At 45.7% G+C, this 19,891-nt stretch carries 17 protein-coding genes and 3 tRNA genes; 2 read left to right on the top strand and 18 right to left on the bottom strand.

Annotated elements, in window-relative coordinates:
* Nucleotides 1-79 precede the first annotated feature (79 nt).
* Nucleotides 80-715 carry an SdpI family protein gene (locus OVA33_RS05010; RefSeq protein WP_025650082.1) on the bottom strand — a complete coding sequence of 212 codons (636 nt, stop codon included), beginning with the start codon at nucleotides 713-715 and terminating at the stop codon, nucleotides 80-82.
* Entirely contained in the window at nucleotides 712-999 is a 288-nt protein-coding gene (locus tag OVA33_RS05005; RefSeq protein WP_015240946.1) for an autorepressor SdpR family transcription factor, read from the bottom strand. The genes OVA33_RS05010 and OVA33_RS05005 overlap by 4 nt, the downstream gene beginning before the upstream one ends.
* A gap of 174 nt (nucleotides 1,000-1,173) precedes the next feature.
* Between OVA33_RS05005 and OVA33_RS05000 the strand changes: the two genes are divergently transcribed.
* Entirely contained in the window at nucleotides 1,174-2,589 is a 1,416-nt protein-coding gene (locus OVA33_RS05000; RefSeq protein WP_050556574.1) for a sigma-54 interaction domain-containing protein, read from the top strand.
* Between the two features lie 40 nt (nucleotides 2,590-2,629).
* Here the strand turns inward: OVA33_RS05000 and OVA33_RS04995 are convergent, their stop codons facing one another.
* The 7 genes from OVA33_RS04995 to OVA33_RS04965 all read right to left on the bottom strand — a co-directional run bounded on the left by OVA33_RS04995 (nucleotide 2,630) and on the right by OVA33_RS04965 (nucleotide 10,881).
* Nucleotides 2,630-3,349 (bottom strand): cupin-like domain-containing protein, encoded by a 720-nt coding sequence (locus tag OVA33_RS04995; protein ID WP_017418503.1) that lies wholly within the window; start codon nucleotides 3,347-3,349, stop codon nucleotides 2,630-2,632.
* A gap of 13 nt (nucleotides 3,350-3,362) precedes the next feature.
* Nucleotides 3,363-4,988, bottom strand: coding sequence for an ABC-F family ATP-binding cassette domain-containing protein (locus OVA33_RS04990; protein ID WP_128974158.1), 1,626 nt, complete (start codon nucleotides 4,986-4,988; stop codon nucleotides 3,363-3,365).
* Between the two features lie 27 nt (nucleotides 4,989-5,015).
* On the bottom strand, nucleotides 5,016-6,206 hold the full coding sequence (locus OVA33_RS04985; protein ID WP_012118887.1) for an MFS transporter: 1,191 nt from the start codon (nucleotides 6,204-6,206) through the stop codon (nucleotides 5,016-5,018).
* Nucleotides 6,207-6,224: 18 nt separating this feature from the next.
* Nucleotides 6,225-7,547: a periplasmic substrate-binding domain-containing protein gene (locus tag OVA33_RS04980; RefSeq protein WP_017418502.1), complete on the bottom strand. Its 1,323-nt coding sequence runs from the start codon at nucleotides 7,545-7,547 to the stop codon at nucleotides 6,225-6,227.
* Nucleotides 7,544-8,551 carry a ThiF family adenylyltransferase gene (locus tag OVA33_RS04975; protein ID WP_017418501.1) on the bottom strand — a complete coding sequence of 336 codons (1,008 nt, stop codon included), beginning with the start codon at nucleotides 8,549-8,551 and terminating at the stop codon, nucleotides 7,544-7,546. The genes OVA33_RS04980 and OVA33_RS04975 overlap by 4 nt, the downstream gene beginning before the upstream one ends.
* A 231-nt stretch (nucleotides 8,552-8,782) precedes the next feature.
* Nucleotides 8,783-10,201, bottom strand: coding sequence for a sensor histidine kinase (locus OVA33_RS04970; RefSeq protein ID WP_017418500.1), 1,419 nt, complete (start codon nucleotides 10,199-10,201; stop codon nucleotides 8,783-8,785).
* Nucleotides 10,198-10,881 carry a response regulator transcription factor gene (locus tag OVA33_RS04965; RefSeq protein ID WP_014419337.1) on the bottom strand — a complete coding sequence of 228 codons (684 nt, stop codon included), beginning with the start codon at nucleotides 10,879-10,881 and terminating at the stop codon, nucleotides 10,198-10,200. Before OVA33_RS04965 ends, OVA33_RS04970 begins: the two co-directional genes overlap by 4 nt.
* 213 nt (nucleotides 10,882-11,094) lie before the next feature.
* Here OVA33_RS04965 and OVA33_RS04960 point away from each other — a divergent pair, with 213 nt between their 5' ends.
* On the top strand, nucleotides 11,095-12,006 hold the full coding sequence (locus tag OVA33_RS04960) for a PepSY domain-containing protein (protein WP_017418499.1): 912 nt from the start codon (nucleotides 11,095-11,097) through the stop codon (nucleotides 12,004-12,006).
* 387 nt (nucleotides 12,007-12,393) lie between these two features.
* On the opposite strand, the gene OVA33_RS04955 is transcribed toward OVA33_RS04960, so the two are convergent.
* From OVA33_RS04955 to OVA33_RS04915, 9 genes are all read right to left on the bottom strand, one after another.
* Nucleotides 12,394-13,590: a S1C family serine protease gene (locus tag OVA33_RS04955; RefSeq protein ID WP_014419339.1), complete on the bottom strand. Its 1,197-nt coding sequence runs from the start codon at nucleotides 13,588-13,590 to the stop codon at nucleotides 12,394-12,396.
* Nucleotides 13,591-13,676: 86 nt separating this feature from the next.
* Nucleotides 13,677-14,471: an MBL fold metallo-hydrolase gene (locus OVA33_RS04950; protein ID WP_007407895.1), complete on the bottom strand. Its 795-nt coding sequence runs from the start codon at nucleotides 14,469-14,471 to the stop codon at nucleotides 13,677-13,679.
* A gap of 14 nt (nucleotides 14,472-14,485) precedes the next feature.
* Nucleotides 14,486-15,325, bottom strand: a complete 840-nt coding sequence (locus OVA33_RS04945) for a two-component system regulatory protein YycI (protein WP_017418497.1) — start codon at nucleotides 15,323-15,325, stop codon at nucleotides 14,486-14,488.
* On the bottom strand, nucleotides 15,312-16,670 hold the full coding sequence (yycH, locus tag OVA33_RS04940) for a two-component system activity regulator YycH (protein ID WP_014419341.1): 1,359 nt from the start codon (nucleotides 16,668-16,670) through the stop codon (nucleotides 15,312-15,314). The genes OVA33_RS04945 and yycH overlap by 14 nt, the downstream gene beginning before the upstream one ends.
* The gene (gene walK / locus OVA33_RS04935) at nucleotides 16,660-18,495 is read right to left on the bottom strand and encodes a cell wall metabolism sensor histidine kinase WalK (RefSeq protein ID WP_004393106.1); all 1,836 of its coding nucleotides are present in this window, start codon (nucleotides 18,493-18,495) and stop codon (nucleotides 16,660-16,662) included. The genes yycH and walK overlap by 11 nt, the downstream gene beginning before the upstream one ends.
* 6 nt (nucleotides 18,496-18,501) lie before the next feature.
* Nucleotides 18,502-19,209 carry a cell wall metabolism DNA-binding response regulator WalR gene (gene walR, locus OVA33_RS04930; protein WP_004393104.1) on the bottom strand — a complete coding sequence of 236 codons (708 nt, stop codon included), beginning with the start codon at nucleotides 19,207-19,209 and terminating at the stop codon, nucleotides 18,502-18,504.
* A gap of 335 nt (nucleotides 19,210-19,544) precedes the next feature.
* Nucleotides 19,545-19,617 (bottom strand) — tRNA-Phe (locus OVA33_RS04925).
* 36 nt (nucleotides 19,618-19,653) lie between these two features.
* Nucleotides 19,654-19,730: transfer RNA gene (locus OVA33_RS04920), tRNA-Asp, on the bottom strand.
* An 84-nt stretch (nucleotides 19,731-19,814) separates the two neighbouring features.
* Nucleotides 19,815-19,886: transfer RNA gene (locus tag OVA33_RS04915), tRNA-Glu, on the bottom strand.
* Between the last annotated feature and the right edge of the window lie 5 nt (nucleotides 19,887-19,891).

Raw genomic sequence — 19,891 nt, 5'->3', positions numbered from 1 at the left:
TTCAGCCAAGCGCAAAATTTTTTTGCGTTTCCCGCTGACAAAATAGGAGCAATCCAATTAGATTGCTCCTACTCAACAGTTATTTATTCAATTGTCTCTGATATACAATGTAAGAATATAGTAAAGATAATATGATACAGCCGATTGCCGCAATGAAAATGACTGACACTCTATACACCGGCGGCAAAAAAGCTGCAAGCATCATGAGTATGCCCGCTGAGACAAAAATTTTCGAACTAACCCTGTGTGTATCCTTCCAAACTCTTTCACTGCTCAGCGTCCAAGGCGTTCTTATCCCTAAAAAGTAATTAGGCTTAACTTTCTGAATAAAGTTTCCAAACACCATGAAAATGACTCCCACTATAAAGTTTCCTAAATAAGATATAGGGAGATCATATCCCAGGCCGGTCAAGATGGTCATCAGATTAATGACAAACAGAACCGCAAACAATGTATTAAATATAGCCATATATGGCCGGATAAATGTTTTGTAGTTATTTTTAGGATCAATCTTAGGGATGATAACCATTAAAATATATACAATAATCATGATGCCAATAAGCATCATCATCGCATCAGCTTTCGTTTGGTAATCATTTGCACTTCCGTTTAATCCCCAGTGTGTCGCCAAATTGTCCGGTAAAGATGAATATGTGAAAGCCCATGTGAAAACAGTTAAAACTATGATTCCTGCTGAAAAGAAATATTTTTTCATGATTCCCCGCCTTTCTTATTATCATGTTCTGAATCAGTCAGAGAAAAGAACCAGCCTATAAGATCCTGTAATACAGTGGTATTTAATGAATACATAATAAATTGGCCTTTCCTCTCATCGTGAACCAAATCAGTATTTTTCAATATGGTAAGGTGATGAGAAATACTGGGTTTTGACATGTCGAAGTGTTCCGCAATTTCACCAGCTGTCATGTCTTGTTTCTTTAATAAGTCCAAAATTCTTCTCCTTGTAGGATCGGCCAGTGCTTTAAAAGCTTTATTCAAAAACTTTCCCCCTCTCATACGTACATGATTTAGATATTTAAGTATATATCTAAATATCAACCATTTTCCTAAAAAAGTCAATGGTTTTATTAACTAAATTTCCATTTATTTTTAAATATCGTTCAAGCGCAAAATTTTTTTGCGTTTCCTGTTCGATTTATTTTAAAATAATGAATGTTAAGACGATTGAGAGGGGGAATTGACCTGCACACAACCAGCGAATTTTACACACTCGTGTTACAAAGCATTCTGGAAGAGATTGATGTCGGGCTGCATGTGGTGGACGAGAAGGGCAGCACCGTCATTTACAATAAGAAAATGATGCAGATTGAAGATATGGATGAACGGGACGTCCTGCATAAAAACCTGACTGATGTATTTATGTTTTCCAATCAGCAGGACAGCACGCTCGTTCAGGCCCTTCAAGAAGGCAAAACGATTAAAAACGTGAAGCAAAGCTATTTTAATAACAAAGGCCAGGAAATCACGACGATCAACCACACCTTCCCGATTGTGCAAAACGGCGAAATCAAGGGCGCCGTAGAAATCGCCAAGGACGTCACCAAGCTCGAACGGCTGATCAGGGAGAACATGCACAGGAAAGAACAGAACAGCTACACGTTTGACAGTATTCTCGGCAACAGCCCGGTTATTCGGGAAGTCATCGAAAACGCGAAACGGGCAACCCGTACGTCATCATCGGTGCTTTTGGCCGGCGAGACGGGAACGGGCAAGGAACTGTTCGCCCAAAGCATTCACAACGGCAGCCAGCGCTCAGGCGCCCCGTTCATCTCACAAAACTGCGCCGCCCTGCCGGACAGTCTGGTCGAAAGTATTTTATTCGGCACGAAAAAAGGCGCCTTTACCGGAGCCATCGACCAGCCCGGCTTATTTGAGCAGGCGCAGGGAGGCACCCTGCTCCTTGATGAGATCAACTCTCTCAATCTCAGCCTGCAGGCAAAACTGCTCCGCGCCCTTCAGGAAAAGAAAATCAGGCGCATCGGATCAGCTCAGGACAAACCGATTGACGTCCGCATCATCGCCACGATGAATGAAGACCCGATCACCGCCATTTCAGAAGAGCGGCTGCGCAAAGATTTATACTACCGCTTAAGCGTTGTCACGCTGATCATTCCCCCGCTCCGGGAGCGCAAGGAGGATATTCTGCCTCTGGCCGAAGTGTTTATCCAGAAAAACAACCACCTGTTCCAAATGCATGTCGATTCGATCAGTGACGATGTGCAGCGATTCTTCCTGGAATATGACTGGCCGGGCAACATTCGCGAGCTTGAACATATGATTGAAGGCGCCATGAACTTTATGACGGATGAAACGACGATTACGGCGGCCCACCTGCCTTACCAATACCGGATGAAAATCAAACCCGCTGACACGGAAACTAAAGCCGCCGCAAGCACCCAGCCCGGCACCGATTTAAAAGACAAAATGGAAAACTTCGAAAAATACATGATCGAAAAAACCCTGAGAAAACACGGCAATAACATATCCAAAACGGCAAACGAGCTCGGAATCAGCAGACAGAGCCTGCAATACCGCCTGAAAAAATTCGGGCTGGACCGGATGAAATGAATCCATACAAAAAAGGCTGAGATGCTCCTCAGCCTTTCGTTTATATCTGATTGGCAAGCCGCTCTCCGGTAAACCAAAAGTTCTCACTCACTGCCAATGTATGTTCCGTATTCTCGACTTGATGCCACCAATGGCGCGGCGCGTAAATGATTTCTCCCGCCTTTTGTCTGAAGCGGATCGGAGACGCCTTTTGAACCAGCGGTTTTTGCTCAATGTCTTTTTCATCAAAGACATTGATATTTCCTTCGTACAAATACGGAGAGTCGTCCGGATGATAGAAGATCCATTCCTTCTCCCCGAAGATGACGCCGTTCCACGCGTGCGTGCTGTTAAAATCCTGATGCAGCGGCGTGCCTGTCTGCTTAGAACCGAGAAAGAACCATTTCCAGTCCCGTCCCGTTTCTTCATCCGCTCTCAATGTGTCTTTTGTAAAATACTCGGGTGCGGAATAGACAAGGTCTAAGTCATTTTGGTTCAGCTGCGTAAAATTCCAGTCACAGTACCATTTGTCATCATTCTGATCAATGTACTCGATATAGTTGGAAAGCTTTACTTGTTTAAACGTTTTGACCCCTTCGATATCTGATTTCCGGATGGTGACCATTCTGTCTCCATAGTGTTCATCAATGTATTCAAGCGTCCACGGCCTGCATTCCCAGTGATCCATTGCCCCCGTCAAAATAAAAGGTTTCTTATCAGCATACTCGCTTACAAAAAGATCGTACGATAACTCATTGATTGTCAGTCTGTCAATGGTCATATCCATTCCCCTTTTATTCGGCAATCTGCCGTTTTTTTTGTTTGGCGTAACTGTATGGACCTGAAAAGATGGTGACATTTTGATTCTCAAGCCAGAAAATCTTGTTGAACTTCTCCAGCAGGTTTCTGTCGTGAGAAACGCAGATGATGGTGCCTTGAAACTGCATCAGGCTGTTTTCGAGAATTTCCTGAGATTCAATATCCAAGTGGTTGGTCGGCTCATCCAGGATCAGGACATTCAGCTTTTTTTCCATTAAGATGGACAGCTTCAGCCTGATTCTTTCACCGCCCGACAGGACGGAAAGTTTTTTAAAGACCGACGACCCGTAAAATCCGTACTTGGCCAGCATATTCCGGGCCATGCCCTCTTCAGTCAGCAGATTTTCTTTAAAGAATTGCAGAATCGTCTGACTCGAATCTCCGACGTGGCTCTTTTGATCAATGTAGCCTATCTTAAGATTTTCCCCCACTTTAATGGTGCCGTCCGACAGTTCTCTTTCCCCGATGATGCAGCGGATCAGCGTTGTTTTGCCGACGCCGTTTCTGCCGACGATGCCGATTCTGTCTTTATGCTTTATGCGCAGGTTCACATTTTGATATAAAAGGGAAGATCCGTGCGCCACCTTTCCGTTTTCAATGAACACAATATCTTTTGAACCGGCGCCCGCTTCCTGAAATGCGTTTTTTAATTTTTGCTCCGTCCGGACCGGCTTATTGATCAGCTCAATCCTTTTCAGCGCCTTTTCCATATTATTCGCGCGTCTGTGCAGGCCGACAGACGGCGGATTCGAGCGGTTGGCCCAATCTCTCAGCTGGGCGATGGATTCCTTCATCTTCTGTATTTTTCTCTGCTGTTCTTCATATTTCTCAAACTGGGCGATGATGAATTCTTCCCGCTTTTTCAAATATTCGCTGAATCCGTAAGGCCAAATCTTCACCTCGGTATCGTCAATCTCGAGCACCTTCATCGCCGTTTGGTCGGCAAACGTTTTATCGTGGGTCGTAAACAGAATGGTTTTGTTCGATTTTTTAATAAACCCTTCAAGCCACTCAATCGCATGGACGTCCAAATGGTTGGTCGGCTCGTCCAGCAGTATAACGTCGTCGTTGCGGATTAAAATTTCAGCAAGGCCGGCTTTTGTCTTTTCGCCGCCGCTCAGCTTTGAAAACGGCTGATCCTTTAATTCGCTGAGGCTGAGCCCGTTGCATACCTCGTCAATCATCGCATGCATCTGGTAGCCGTTGTTCCGCTCAAATGTTTCCGTGTATTGACTGTACTTTTCCAATAAAGCAGTCAGCTCGTCATCACTCATCGGTTCCGAAAGCTTCAGCTCAATGGCCTTCATTTCCTTCTGGATCGCCGCGAGAGCTTCAAACGATTTTTCCAGATATTGATACAACGTCAGATCCTCATGGGGATCAGCGATCTGCTTCAGCAAACCGACCTTCGCCCCTTTGTTGATCGCAATCGTTCCTTCATCTGCCTCAAGCTCTCCGGAAAGCACCCTGAACAGCGTGCTTTTGCCGGAACCGTTCGGCCCGGCCACGAGCACTTTTTCGCCTTCATTGATGAAAAAAGAAACTTGTTTGAAAATCGTATCTCCCGCTAAATTTACCGTAAGATTATGAATATTCAGCAACTCACATCATCCCTTTGTCATTCTGGTTCAAAGCTCGACTTTATTCTGGATGGCGACGCTCGCTTTCAGTTTATAAAAGCTGAGCATCATAAACAGCGACAACAAGATGGATAATACCCCGATTGCGGTCAGCAGCAAAGCTGAATCAAAATAGTCCGTTAAGAATCCGATAAACGGAAAGGCAATGAACATGAAGAGCGAGGTCATCAAACTGATAATGGACAGCAGCGTGGCTCTCGTTCTGGACGGAATCTCATTATTCACCACCTGACTGGATACGGGTTCTATCACATCATAGAGCGCGTTAATGACGACAAAAGCGGCTATCGTCACGTACAGGCTGCCCGAAGGTATAAACAGATAGGCTGCCCCGATGATGCAGAATGTCAGCAGAAGCACGCGCCTCGGCGTGAATTTTTCCGCCGGCTTGGAAGAAAAGATGGAGCACAGCGCCTGCAAGATGGACAGTCCCGCAAAAATAATGGATATATTGCGCACGGACAGCCCTTCCTGACTTAACAAATCTTGTCCGTACATATAAAAAACCGATGTAATCGCAAAGAAAACGGAGAGTGACAGCACCAGATATTTAAAGGCTTTGTTCAGTCTGAAGAAATCTTTGACTTCTTTTAAGATGTCCCCGACCGTCTGCGTTTCGTGTTCACTGTTTTCAAATTTGATTTCCGTCAGCTGTGTAATGACCGCCATCGCAATCAGCTGAGTCACAATCCCGGCGATAAACACATACGACCATGATATTTCCTGCAAGTAGCCGCCGATGCCCATGGCGATCGCAAGACCGAGTATGACAAGTCCGTTATAGTTTCCGATGGATTTGCCGTACCACTTTTCTTTCCCTTGTTCTTTCAGTGAATCAAACAAAAAGGCGTGATCCGTTCCTGATATAAACGTCAGCCCGATACCGTATATAATATGGGCGATGAAGAGGGCGATGAAGTTATGGAAGCTCAGGAACATCACCAAATAGATAATGACCATAAAATGGCCGAGCAAGAGCGATTTTTTTCTCCCGATTCTGTCCGAGATGACGCCGCTCGGCACTTCCGCCAGAAACATCGCCAAATTCAGGACCGATTGCAGGATGCCCACAAGAAACAATGAATAATTCATGCTTGTTAAATATAAAATCCAAATTCCCCGTTCGAAAAAGAAGTTTCCGAAAAAACCGGAGAAGTAAAGCAAATTTCGATTCCGCAAATGAATACCCCTTTCCAGCTATCTGCATTTAACATCATGAACAGAAAGGAGCCCGTCAGTCTTTACACTAAAACCCTCTATACATGGATCTTGCAGATACAGACTTTTCCCAAAACAAATTGGGCAATAATGAGTTGTATTCTCGAATAACCCAAAAAGTTCCTTCTTTTTTTCAGATCCTATGGCATCAATGATCGTTTTTTTCTTCTCCGGATCGCTGATGTCGCGGATGAAATATTTGATATAGCTCAGCTCATGCATGTAAGCCGGCAGGAACAAATGAAGCTCAATATCAAACCCGCTTTTATCCATATGGTAATAATCATTGAAATGACCGACCTGGGAGACGGATACGTCCGCTCCGGCCCGCCGAAACAGATCAGCCAGCCTTTCAATGATCTCTCCGTTCGGATAATAATCGGCATAAACGATTCGGACCGGTTCTTCTTTTGTCAAAAGGGGCGGATCTTTCTGCGGTGTCCTCCCGCTTTCCCATATACCGATCAGTGAATCAGTCGGTGTGATGATATGCCCCAAATCCCCGGCCAGCTTTTGTTTATCAAAATAATGCTGAATGAAAGTTCTCAGCATGTCGTCCTTCACCTTGAAGGTAAATAACATCGGCAAATGATTTTCTTTAAAATCAGCATACTGCCGATACCTCATGTTTGAATGATGAAACTGGGTGTGGCAGGTCACGTCCGTTTGATTCGCTTCGTACAGCCCGATGCTTTTTTCCAGATCATCATTCAAAATAAATTGGATGGTCTGAACCGTGCGGTGATCCGCGGGCGTCATTTTATATTGCGGATTCCGCTCAAATTCCAGCCCCTTTTCAAACGTTCGCTTGAATCGGTACGGGCCGTTTTCCGGCACATCGCCCCCGGCGGTCGCCGGAATCAGAAAGCTGCTCTGCAAAACGGATTCTATTTCATCAGACGGCTCGTCCAAGGTGACTTCAAAGCGTTTTTCGCCCGTTACGTTCACCCCGAGCTGATCGGATGAGACGAGGCCTTTTACATACGGAACGGCCTGTTTTATGTTCAGGAAACTGCCGAGATGGGGGCTTTGATTTTCTTTCGTCAGATGATAGATGATCGTTTGAACCACACCCTCGGCGTCACCTAAATAGTCCGGGTGAATGTCCACCTGACAGGTGCGGGGATCTTTGCGGATGATCCGGCAGTTATAGCCGTCCTGCAGGCTTTCATACATAATGCTGCAAATCATCTTGCTTGTGTAATCCTGCGTATCTAATGGGTTCAAGCGTATCGGGCTTGTGTCGATTTCTATTTTCAGAGGGTCGCCCGGTTTTCTCGCCGTACGATGCATCGTCTTCATAAAGCGCTTTCCTTTTGAGAAAGCTTCGTTTCTGTAATATGAAGGCCGTCAAAGTCCAGGCCGATGCGGGTATTCAGGGATTTCGGGCTTCCGCCTGCAAGGTATGTGATAATGTCATGAGACATAAACGAGGATATAATACCGTTTGTCGCTCCTAAGGAACCTTTGATCGGTTCATCGGGGTAACAGTTCAGAAGTCCGGCCGGCATGTTTTTTTCATAAGTGACGCCGGATTGATAGGATTCAGGCGTGAGCAGAGGCCCCCATTGGCCGCTGAAGCTGCCGACACCCCCGGTCATAAACGCGATATTCCGCTCCTTACAATACCGGTAAACCCATTCAGAAATGTTATGGGGTTTGTCAGCGGCATTTATGACGATATCAATTTCGTACGGATCTAACACACGAAGGTCCTGCGGCTGTGTAATTTCCTGATGGTAAAGTGCTGCGTCCGCATGGGGATTGATACCCGCAATATAATCTCTGCATTCTGAGATCTTTAATTTGCCTACAGAAGATTTATTATAGACGAATTGTCTGTTCAGGTTATGTACTGATACGGCATCGAAATCAATGAGAATAAAATGCTGCATGCCCGCCGCCAGAAGGTTTTGAAGAATGATCGTTCCGACGCCCCCCAGACCCACGATCGCTGCCCTGCTGCCGTCTAATCTCTTTTGGATCAGATTGGGGTTTTGGTTGTATTTCTCAAAATGGTACAGCTGCTTTTCAGTGATGCGGCCTTCACGGCCGTTTTGCCATGGCTCTATTAAAGCATCCAATTTCATTAACGCGTCGAAAAACTGGTTTCCCGCTTCCTCTCCCAGAAGATCAGAAAGCTCTTGTTTTTCACAGCCGGTGATCAGCCGTTCAACCGCCTCTTTGATCTCACTCGTATGCGCAAGCTTAATCGCCTTTCGATATTGAATGATAATATGCGCCGTGTAGGTCAGCACCTGCACGCTGTCTTTAAACTTCCAGCGCTTACAGTCAGTTGACATCATGACATACCCCCTGAAAGATAATAACTCCCCAATGAGGGGAGTCACGGCTTTACTAGCAGCGATGCACCAAGCTTGCTGTTTCTGTATCAAGATCAAGTTCTTCAATCTTCATCAGTACACACCCCCTTTACCAATAACTAGATATTATCATCAATTTTGGAAAAGGACAAGTTATTTTTTGAAAATTTGGAATTTATATATAAATTGTGATATTTCTTCCTGCTTCCCGGTTTATCCCGGCAGCCGGATGATGAACACGGAGCCTTTTCCCTGCTCACTTTTCACTTCAATTGTTCCGTTATGGCTGTCGATAATGGTTTTTGTAATGGCAAGACCCAGCCCCGCGCCGCCGGATTGACGGGATCGGGAGGTTTCCGCCCTGTAAAACCGGTCAAACAAATGAGGCACATGCTCCGGAGCGATTCCCGTTCCGTTATCCGCAATCATAAGCATGATTCCTCCGTCTTTCTGCAGGGAGACGGTGATGACACCCGTGTCTTCATCCGTATGCTGCACCGCATTGTAAAATAGATTGAGAATGACCTGCTTCATTTTGTCTTTGTCAAAAACGGCTTCTATCTTTTGATCGACAAAGAACTCGAGCTTCCGGTTTCTCGCGAGCAGCTTCAGTTGAGCCTCCATTTCCAAAATGACGTCTCCCAATGCGCCTTTTTTCATTTCAAAGCTCGGCACCTGGTCAATCTTCGCGAGAAACAGAAGATCCTCTATCAGCTTATTCGCCCTGGCGGATTCCGCGTACATGCTTTGAAGCGCTTTTTCTTTCTGCTCCGGCTTCTCCGCCGCTCCGCGCATTAAAATTTCGATAAAGCCGTGAATGGAGGTAAGCGGCGTTCTCAGCTCATGTGATGCGTCTGATACAAACTGCCGGATTCGTTCTTTCGCTTCTTTTTCCGCCTGAAAAGAGGTTTCAATCCGTTCCAGCATCTGATTGATGGAAATGCCCAATGACTCAATTTCGGCCTGCTTCCTATCGATCGGCAGCCGTTTATCGAGACTGCCGGCATGAATGTCACCCATCATACGCACAATGCGGGACAGCGGCTTGAGTGTGAGCCGGATCACCGGCAAGAAAACAAACAGTCCGATGACCAAAGCCGCAAAGGAAAGCACCGCGAAAATGCTGATCTGGCGGAAAAGCGAATCATTCAGAGGCTGGGTCAGCGTGCTCATCTGCACAACTCCCGCCTGCCTGCCGTCAACGGAAATCGCCTGAAACACGACGATGATTTCCTCACCCGCCTTATTGTGAGCCACCTGATAGTGAAGCGCCATTGTATCTGTCAGCGCATCCTGATACACTTTTTTCGGGAAAGAAGGAGCGGCCCCCGCGTGCGGGTCTTCTGATAAAACAGACATCTTGTATGATTGATTGATAAAAGCAACCGTCACCCCTGGGTAAATCAAATTCGGATGAGCCGATGTTTCGGAACGGGCAAGGGTTTTGATTGACCTCCATACGCTTTGATCCATTGAATTGATATAACTCTGAATGCTGATCGCCTGATTTTCATACATCGTCCGTGTCATAAACATGTACTGAGTGCCGCCGATGAAACATAACAGCAAGGCCAAAATCGCCAGTGACCTGAACAGGAGCTGGAATCGCAGGGTTCTGTACAGCCGTTTCATGCCAGATCCACCCTGTACCCGGCGCCCCGAACCGTGCGAATCACCTTGTGTTCTTTGTCCTTCAGCTTTTCGCGCAAAGAACGGATGTACACCTCGACGATATTGTCTTCCCCGTAAAAATCATAGCCCCATACCTGATCGAGAATCCTCGTTTTGCTGAGAACCGTTCCGTGGTGGAGCACTAAACATTTCAGCAGTTCATATTCGGTGGCGGACAGCTTCAAAGGCTGTTCATTGTAAAAAATCTCTCTGCTCCGGTCATCGATTCGGAAGGGGCCGAGCACCACCTCATCGAAAAGATGCGGAAACTGGTTGCGGATTCTTGCGTAAATTCTGGCAAGCAGCTCCTCAAAGCTGAACGGTTTGATCATGTAATCATCAGCGCCTTCAATCAGCGCCTTTACGCGAAACTCTACTTCATCCTTCGCGGTCAGCATGATGATGGCGGTATTGCTTGTTTTCTTAAGCATCCTTGACAGCTCAAGCCCATCCATTCCCGGCATCATCACGTCCAAAACGGCAATATGAGGCTGAAATGTTTTCACAAGATTCATCGCCGACATCCCGTCTGCCGCGGACATCACTTCAAACCCTTCATTGACAAGCCCCATCGTTAAAAAATCAATGATGGCGGGCTCGTCGTCTACAATCAGCACCTTGATGCCTTTCAACTTATCCATGATGCAGTCTCTCCTTAGATGTATCAGCCTGTGTTTATTTTTTTCATTTCCCCTTCTATTATTCGCTTTTATCTGAAACAAAACTGAATCTAAGCTGAAAATCCGCTGAATTCAGGAAGTTTTCAGCTTAGATTCATGTTGTTTTCAGTTTGGGTCTTTACAATAAGCCTTAGTTGGGAAGCCAACAATGAAATGTTTAAGGAGGAATATATGATGGGAATTACAAAAGTTTTATCAGGAGCTGCACTGGGGACCATACTTTCAATCAGTTCTTTAACTTCAGCGCATGCGGCTGTCATTCATAAGGATGACGCAGCGCAGACGAAAGTGGAAACGAAACAGCAGGCTTCCGTTTCTATCTCTAAAGCGAAAGAGACCGCATTGAAAAACTGCAGCTGCAAAGGCGCCGTTCAATCAGCGCAAATGAAAAAAGTCAACGGCGCTTACGTATATGTTGTCAACGTCCTTGACGTAAAAGGAAAGCAGCACACCGTCAATGTCAACAGCTCCAGCGGAAAAGTCGTGAAACATCAAATTGAAAAGAAACAGCAATTCATCTCAAAATCCGGCGCTGAAAAAATCGCCGTGAAGAATTGCAAAGGAACAGTGAAGTCTTCTGAGCTGAAGACCGAACATAACGCTATGGTTTACGTGGTTCAGGTGTCAGGACAAGACGGGAAGCTTCACACATTCCATATCAATTGTAAAAACAGCAAAATCGTCAAACATGATATAAAGAATAACCAGCAACACATGACCCGTGCAAAAGCGGAATCGTTCGCACTCAGCCATTGCAAAGGCGCTGTGAAATCCGCTCAAATGAAAAAAGAAAACGGCGTATCAGTCTATGTTGTCAGCATATTCGGCCAGGACGGCAAGCTTCATACGCTCCACATGGACGGCAAAAGCGGAAAAATCCTGAAAGAAGAAGTGCAGAAAAAACAAGTGATGATCGCTTCTAAAAAAGCGCATTCCATCGCGCTCAGCCATTGCAAAGGCGCTGTGAAATCGTCTGAAATGAAGAAAGAAAACGGCGTCTACAAGTACATCGTGAAAATCACTGCCCAAAACCATACGGAACAAACGGTGAAAGTAAACGCTCAAAACGGAGCCATCTGTAAATAACAAAAAATAAGCTGCCGGCAGTTTCATCTGCCGCTTCAATTCAGCAGCACCAGTCTGTTTCAATCACAAAGTTCTAAGTTCATGTCTACCTTTTTCTAAATATACCCATTTTTAACTGAACGTGTTGTGACCCACGTTCAGTTCTTTTTTATGGCTTCTGAAAAAAGGCATAAAAAAAGCGCCCTGAAAAAGGACGTTTGATATGACATGTTTCATTTTCTTAAATTCTGCATTCTAAAATAATTCTTCCTTCACATTCACCTTCAATTTCATTCAATACGATGATCACATCAGCCGTTTTCATGTGTTTCACCTCCCCGTTTTCATAATAGTATAATATTAACAAATAAATCAATAAAAAACAGCCCGGATGTCCGGGCTGTTTTTTTATTTCTGTAATCGATCCGCTTCTGTCAGTTTGACTTCCGCTGTTTTTTTCTTTCCCGAACGGTAGAACGTGATGTTCACACGGTCGCCGATCTTTTTGCGATACAGGCGCTCACGGAGATCCACAACGTCATTGACCTTATGTCCGTCGAACCCGGTGATCACGTCGAGCTTTTTCAAACCCGCTTTTCCGGCCGGTGAAAACGCATCGACACCCATAATGACCGCCCCGGTTTTAACGCCTTTCGGAAGTTTCAGCGTCTGGCTCCAATGGTAGCTCGCAATATCCGTTAAGGATTTCATCTCAATACCGAGGAAAGGCCGTCTGACTTCTCCGTATTTTTCTAAATCCTGAATAACGGGAATGACAAGCTTTGACGGGATGGACAGGCCGATTCCTTCAACGGCGGATTCAGCGATCTTCATTGAGTTGATGCCGACCACCTTGCCCGATATATCCATCAAAGCGCCTCCGCTGTTGCCGGGATTAATCGCGGCGTCGGTCTGCAGCACTTCCGCATTCCAATCCGGCTGTCCGTCGCCGTTTGAGTCAACGGGCACTGCCCTTTCCGTGCCTGAAATGATCCCCTGTGTCACTGATCCCGCAAATTCAAGCCCGAGCGGATTTCCGATCGCAATGACCGGTTCTCCGACTTTGACCTGATCAGAATTGCCGAACTGGGCGGCCGATTTGATTTTATCAGACTTCACCTTCAGCACGGCAAGATCCATCAGACGGTCGCTCCCGATCAGTTCAGCAGGCACGCGTGAGCCATCCTTCAGGCTGATCTCAATTTCAGTCGCACCTGCAATGACATGGTGATTGGTTACGATATAAGAAGTGTTTCCGTTCTTTTTGTAAATGACGCCCGATCCGCTTCCCGCTTCGCCGCCCTCTCCCCAAATATCGGTCTTTTGGATATTGAGAACACCGACTACCGAATCTGATACACGGCTGACCATATTCGTGACAGCATCGTTGACATTTACGTTGACTGTTTTCACCTGTTCGCTGCCGAGACGCTGGCTGGTGCTTTTGCTGCTTTCTCCATGGTCTCCGCCTGTCCAGTACGGCAGCAGGAAAGCCATGAGCGCGGCCCCGACGATGACGCCGATCAGACTTGATAGAAAGTACCCTCTCTTGCTGCGGCGGGGCTGTTCGGAGGCGTACTGTTCATCATCGCGATTATAATCCACCCTATCTCAAATCCTTTCAAGAGTACTCGATTTGCTTATAGTGTGGGTCAGATCGCGGATTAATAATCATGATTCATTTGGAAAAATTACACGGCGCACAGCGGCGTCGGGATTTTCGGATCGGTATCAAATAACTGAAACGTTTCCCCGGCGACAAATCCTTTCGCAGCCAATGTCTGCTGCACGGACATTCTCGCCAGTTCCTTCATATTGTTGTCCTGGCTCAGATGCGCCAAATAGATGCGCGATGTGCCGTCGCCGATGACATCAGTCATGGCGAGCGCCGCGTCTTCATTCGAGACGTGGCCGACATCGCTTAAAATCCGCCGCTTAATGCTCCAAGGGTATCTGCCCATTTGCAGCATGCCGACATCATGGTTGCTTTCAAACACAAACACATTGGCCGAACGGATAATGCCTTTCATTCTGTCGCTCACATACCCGGTGTCCGTCATCAGCGCGAGCTTTCTGCCTTGGTAGTGGAAAACATAAAACATCGGCTCAGCCGCGTCATGAGAGACGCCGAATGACTCAACATCAAGCCCGCCGAAGGATTTCACGCTTTCCATCGGGAACAAAAACTTTTGTCCGGTATCCAGCTTGCCGATCTGATTCTCCATCGCTTTCCACGTCTTTTCATTCGCGTAGACGGGAAGACCGTACTTTCTCGCAATGACGCCGAGCCCTTTAATATGGTCGCTGTGCTCATGAGTGACAAAGATGCCGTCGACGTCGTCTATCTTGCGGCCGATTTTCTCCATCAGCCCGTCCATCGCTTTACCGCTCAGGCCGGCATCCACCAGAAAAGAGTGCTCCTCTGTCTCCAGATAAAACGCGTTTCCGGTACTCCCGCTCGCAAGCACGCTAAATTGCAAGCCCATTGTGTCTCACTCCATTATTTATTTTGATTGTTATCAATGACTGTGCTTTCCAATGCGTTCACAGTGTACGTTTGCAGTGTCTTTTTCTTCGTCCCTTTTGACTTATCTTCAATTGTAATTCTCCATACCGGCGCCAGCACCTGCGTACTTGTCAGCGGATATTGGGCAATATAGCCGAACTTAACGCTTTTAACGGCGCAATTCGCTTTTAAGTAATTTTGAGAATACAATAATTCGACCGCATCCAGCTCAGGAATCAGGTTCTCCGTCTGGATTCGCTTGAATGACTCCAGCATGGTCTGCTCGTAAGATACGACCTCGTTTTTATCGTTCAGATGCAGAATCACCTGTCCGATCGCATCCGTGGACGAGTCAAAATCCTGATAAATAAACTGGCCGTCATACATCTGGTAAAAAATGATCTGTTTTTTATCCTTGTCGACTTTCCACAGTTTATATTTTTCACCGCCGGTTACTTTAGAGCTGACGAGCGATTCCGCATCCTCCTGCGTTTTTTGCTTCGATAAACCGACCGGATCGGTAAATTTCATTTTCAGCGTCGTAACCTTGTGATCATCCGCCGGCATCTCCATTAAAGGCTTTTGATCTTTCAAAGCATCAATATCTTCGGCGGTAAATACCTTTTGGCCCGCCGTCAGCCGGTAGCCCGTCGCGGAATCAGAAGACAGGTTGCCGAATGTGATATGATCCATTTCCATGTCTTTTTCCACGTTTGAATTTTTAATCACTTCGTATTCACTGCTCGAGCGTTTTTCAAAAAACTGATAGCCGAGAAAAATATCGAGGATGAGGAAGGCAATGATGAAGATCGTTTTTGTCTTATTCCACTCCATTATCGTCCTCCTCCTTCCCCAGCAGATCTTTCGTAATCGGGACGATCTTCCCGTTGATTTTCATACTCCAGACGGGTTCCAGTTCAACGAGATCATTCGTTGATGAAGAAACCATTTGATAGGACAGGAAGATCTGGTCGATTTTATTCACGTCGTATTTATCCTGCTGCTCCAGCAGAGACACAACCTCATTGCCGTTCATCATTTTTACGTCTTTTGTTTTAATCGGATTCGGTCCGAGAACATAGTTCGGCCGCTTGTAGCTGAGAACCTCGTCATTGGCCCATTGCAGGGTCAAAACAGGTCCGGAGCCGAAAGGCTTAGACGTGCTGTTGATCACGGGCATTTGATCTTTAAACATGTAGAAACTCAGCTGCTGGTTATCACTCACATTGAAAAATTGATAATGATCCGTCCAGCTTCCCGTATCCTCTAAATATTTATAACTTTTCTTAATCAGCTCGCCTGTTTGATAAGAAGCGCTTTGTGCCAGGTTCCGATGCTGGAATTGAATCTGCCGCTGTGTCGAATTGATTTCCAGACGGCTGATTCCGTCAGTCAGCACATTCCGATTGTAATTCGGGTCTTCTCTGACCGTGCTCGGATCATTAAAAAGCGTCTGCTTAAACAGGTTCGTCTTAATGGTTTCAGTGATAAATTCTTTTTCCTTCATATTAAACCGCGCATTCGGCATGAGAAATTCTTTGCTTTTTCCGACCGAATAGAGGTGGTATAACGGCATACTCGACTTTTTGCTGTACAGCTCATTCATCAGATTGCGGTAATTCGCCGATTCCACAGTCACTTCCAAAATCAGCTGCTTGCTGTATGAGACCATATAAATCTTCTTATTTGTCTTATTCTCATTAAACGGAATGACAATATGGTCAAATGAGCTGTATTCCATTGACGGATTCGACCATTTAAACATCGTTTGGAAGAAATCAATCGGAATGGTGTCATTGAATTGCAGATCGAGCTTTGCCGAATTGCCGTTTCTGCCGTAAAGCCAATTTTTAAAACCCAGCTTGTCGTATTGATCGGAAATATCCTTCATCCCTTTTACTTCCCATTGCGGCAAATCCGCCCACAGGTCATTAAAGAGCGTCTCATCATTCACTTTGTAATGAGAGCCGTTTGTATGAATAAACATATCCCGGGGTTTTACCGTTTGTGACACTTTTTGGCTCGTTTTATCAATTTTATGCTTTTCCCGGACAGTCGATTTGGTTGAGGCCGTGCCTTCTGAAAAATTGGGCTGGAATGTCCAAATTCCCCATGTTAAAACAAGACTAATGACGACCAGCACTGACAGTATGACTGTTTTTATATTTTCACGCCTCATCCCAATCATCCTCTTGCTCTTCTTTATATGGAAGAGTAAATGTAATCTTCGTTCCTTTGCCTTCTACACTGTCGGCCCAAATGTCTCCGCCGTGCGCCTGAACCATCTCTTTTGCAATCGCAAGGCCGAGCCCGGTGCCGCCGAGTTTTCTCGTGCGCGCTTTATCCACTCTGTAGAAACGGTCAAAGACTTTTTCCACATCTTTTTTCGGAATGCCGATACCTTCATCTTTTACGCTGATATAAAGCAGCTCTTCTTTCTCATTCACATCGACTGAGAAAGTGACATGTCCGCCTTCCGGTGAGTATTTCAGTGCGTTAGAAATGATATTATCGAGAACCTGCGTCACTTTATCCTGATCAATCTCCACGTACAGATTTCTGTCCGGAAGCTCGCGGATAAATTCAACATGCTGTTCTTTCGTCATTTCGAAACGATCGATAATCAGTGACATAAAGCGGATCATATGAATCCACTCCCGATTAAACTGATAATCTTTGCTGTCGAATTTAGAAAGCTGAAGCAGGTCGTTCACCAATCTGATCATGCGCTCAGTCTCATTTTGGGTCACCATTAAGAAACGCGGAGCGATATCTTTGTTTTCCCACGCGCCCTCTGCAAGCGCCTCTAAATAGCTTCGCATGGTCGTCAGCGGTGTCCGCAGCTCATGAGACACGTTGGCAACGAACTCTCTGCGTTCCCGATCGAGTTTTTCCTGTTCGGTGACATCATAAAGAACCGCGATTAAACCGTCGATTTTTCCGTGCTCTCTCTGAATAACGGAAAAATTCACCCGCAGTACAGTCGTTTCATCGTCACGTTCGATCTCCAGCAGCATTGAATCCTGCTGTTCTACTAAATCCTCAAATGTAAAGTTCTCTTTTATGCCCAATAAAGACGTAATCGGCATCTCTAAAGCCGTTTCACGTGAAACATTCAGCAGCTCAAGCGCAGGGCTGTTTAAAAGAATAATAGCTCCATTGCGATTCGTAGCGATGACACCGTCCGTCATATACGCGATAACGGAAGAAAGCTTTCTTCTCTCCCCTTCCGTCATGGCTTGGGCATCTTCAAGCTCTCTCGTCAGATGGTTGAACGTCGTTGCGAGCTGACCGATTTCATCATGCCCGTATTTCCGCACCTTTCTGGAGAAATTCCCTTTTGCCAGTTCCATCGCCTGCTTCCGCATATCCGACAGCGGATGGGTGATGGTGCGGGCGAGAAATATACCGAGAAGGGCCGTCAGAACAAGGGCTAAGCCTGTTCCTGAAGCAAGAATCGAGTTGACGGTTTTCATCTGGTTAAAGGTATCTTCCATACTGGCCACGACATAAATCGCGCCGACAACTTCCTGATTCTCTGTGACGACAGGTTTTGCTGAAATCAGCACTCTGTTTTTGCTTTTAGGATCATAATATTTTTTTGAATAGGCCTGTTTTGTTGAGAAAATCCGTTTAAAAATCGGGTCAGTCGTCTGTTTTCCCGCTATTTCCTCGCCATAAGGCCTCGAAGAACCGACGACCTCATAGCTTTTATCAACAAATGTAATCTCCCGTATTTCATTGTTTTTCGTAAAATCATTCAAAATCCGTTTGACATCATCTTTAATGACGGTGCTGTCATTATCTCCTTTATATTCCTGCTCAATATAATAGGATAGATTGTCAATCCGCTGATTTAACGATAATTCATAGGACTTGAGAAGAGAATTCTCCACCTGTTTCACAAAGTACACGCCGATAATCTGCATGGCGATGATAATGAGAAGCACATAGATCAGCGTGATCTTAAACTGAATCGACCGAAAAAAACCAACCTTATTCATCGCCGGTTAGTCCTGTTCAGGATTTCTCAAGTAATAACCGACACCCCGTCTTGTGACGATCCAGTTCGGATGGCTCGGATTATCCTCGATTTTCTCACGGAGACGGCGCACTGTTACATCCACCGTTCTCACATCACCGAAATAGTCATAGCCCCACACAGTCTGCAGCAGATGCTCACGCGTCATAACCTGTCCGATATGTTTGGCTAAGTAATGAAGCAATTCAAACTCACGATGAGTCAGCTCGATCGTTTCTTCTCTTTTTGATACGACATAAGCGTCAGGGAAGATGACGAGAGAACCGATATGAATGTCATTAGAAGCTGATTCTTCCTCAGCCGGCGCAACCGTAAGCTGGCGGCGCAGGTTCGCTTTGACGCGGGCCAGAAGCTCACGCGTGCTGAAAGGCTTCGTGACATAGTCATCCGCTCCGATTTCAAGCCCGATGACCTTGTCAATCTCCGAGTCTTTTGCCGTCAGCATAATAATCGGCATATCATATTTTTTCCGGACTTCCCGGCACACTTCAACTCCGTCTTTATTCGGAAGCATAATATCTAAAAGAATTAAATCAGGCTGAAGCTCCTCCACCATTTCCACGGCTTCGTTTCCGTCGTACGCACAATGCACGTCATAGCCTTCTTTTCTTAAATTAAACTCTAATATATCTGCAATCGGTTTTTCATCATCGACTACAAGGATTTTCTTATCCATCATCTTGATTTTCCTCCTGCCAGAATGACTTCATTTCATCTATTGATGTTTCATGATGATCACAATTCGGATCATGAAAAACGTTCCCCGTCTATTATAACGGTTTCAGGTCAAAAGATAAAAAAATTAAAGAGAACAGCGCAAAAACGTATTGAACTGCCATCCTTTTGTCATGTTTTTTATTTTCTTTTAAAAAATAATATTTTTTTGAAACCTCACGAAAATAAACGCCGTCTATTGTTTGACGTCTTCTTCTGGGCCGGCTGAAAAGCCGGCTCTCCCTTTTTTATAACAAAGAAAAAACGCACCTACTATTGCAGATGCGTTTGGGTAAGTGGCTCGGGACGGAATCGAACCGCCGACACACGGATTTTCAGTCCGTTGCTCTACCAACTGAGCTACCGAGCCAGATGTTTCTTTTCTATACTATAAAGTAAAGTAAAATGGCGGTCCGGACGGGACTCGAACCCGCGACCTCCTGCGTGACAGGCAGGCATTCTAACCAACTGAACTACCGGACCTTACAGTAATTTGTCCGGAAAGCCGTATCGTGGCGGCCCTCCGAGGACAAATAAGGAGTTAGCAATAACGCTAAAGTAAATCAATGACCCGTACGGGATTCGAACCCGTGTTACCGCCGTGAAAGGGCGGTGTCTTAACCGCTTGACCAACGGGCCATAAA

Origin of the sequence: Bacillus sp. KICET-1 (assembly GCF_027721405.1) — a bacterium.
GTDB lineage: Bacteria > Bacillota > Bacilli > Bacillales > Bacillaceae > Bacillus > Bacillus velezensis.
Note: the sequence above shows the minus strand (reverse complement) of the source record. Positions and strands in the feature narration are given on the sequence as shown.

What these genes read in the sequence shown, in the direction of transcription:
- yycH (WP_014419341.1), bottom strand. Translation starts at nt 16,670, where the DNA reads ATGAGGCGTGAAAATATAAAAACAGTCATACTGTCAGTGCTGGTCGTC.
- OVA33_RS04965 (WP_014419337.1), bottom strand. Translation starts at nt 10,881, where the DNA reads ATGGATAAGTTGAAAGGCATCAAGGTGCTGATTGTAGACGACGAGCCC.
- walR (WP_004393104.1), bottom strand. Translation starts at nt 19,209, where the DNA reads ATGGATAAGAAAATCCTTGTAGTCGATGATGAAAAACCGATTGCAGAT.
- OVA33_RS04945 (WP_017418497.1), bottom strand. Translation starts at nt 15,325, where the DNA reads ATGGAGTGGAATAAGACAAAAACGATCTTCATCATTGCCTTCCTCATC.
- OVA33_RS04995 (WP_017418503.1), bottom strand. Translation starts at nt 3,349, where the DNA reads ATGACCATTGACAGACTGACAATCAATGAGTTATCGTACGATCTTTTT.
- OVA33_RS04960 (WP_017418499.1), top strand. Translation starts at nt 11,095, where the DNA reads ATGGGAATTACAAAAGTTTTATCAGGAGCTGCACTGGGGACCATACTT.
- OVA33_RS04975 (WP_017418501.1), bottom strand. Translation starts at nt 8,551, where the DNA reads ATGATGTCAACTGACTGTAAGCGCTGGAAGTTTAAAGACAGCGTGCAG.
- OVA33_RS05010 (WP_025650082.1), bottom strand. Translation starts at nt 715, where the DNA reads ATGAAAAAATATTTCTTTTCAGCAGGAATCATAGTTTTAACTGTTTTC.
- OVA33_RS04980 (WP_017418502.1), bottom strand. Translation starts at nt 7,547, where the DNA reads ATGAAGACGATGCATCGTACGGCGAGAAAACCGGGCGACCCTCTGAAA.
- walK (WP_004393106.1), bottom strand. Translation starts at nt 18,495, where the DNA reads ATGAATAAGGTTGGTTTTTTTCGGTCGATTCAGTTTAAGATCACGCTG.
- OVA33_RS05000 (WP_050556574.1), top strand. Translation starts at nt 1,174, where the DNA reads ATGTTAAGACGATTGAGAGGGGGAATTGACCTGCACACAACCAGCGAA.
- OVA33_RS04970 (WP_017418500.1), bottom strand. Translation starts at nt 10,201, where the DNA reads ATGAAACGGCTGTACAGAACCCTGCGATTCCAGCTCCTGTTCAGGTCA.
- OVA33_RS04950 (WP_007407895.1), bottom strand. Translation starts at nt 14,471, where the DNA reads ATGGGCTTGCAATTTAGCGTGCTTGCGAGCGGGAGTACCGGAAACGCG.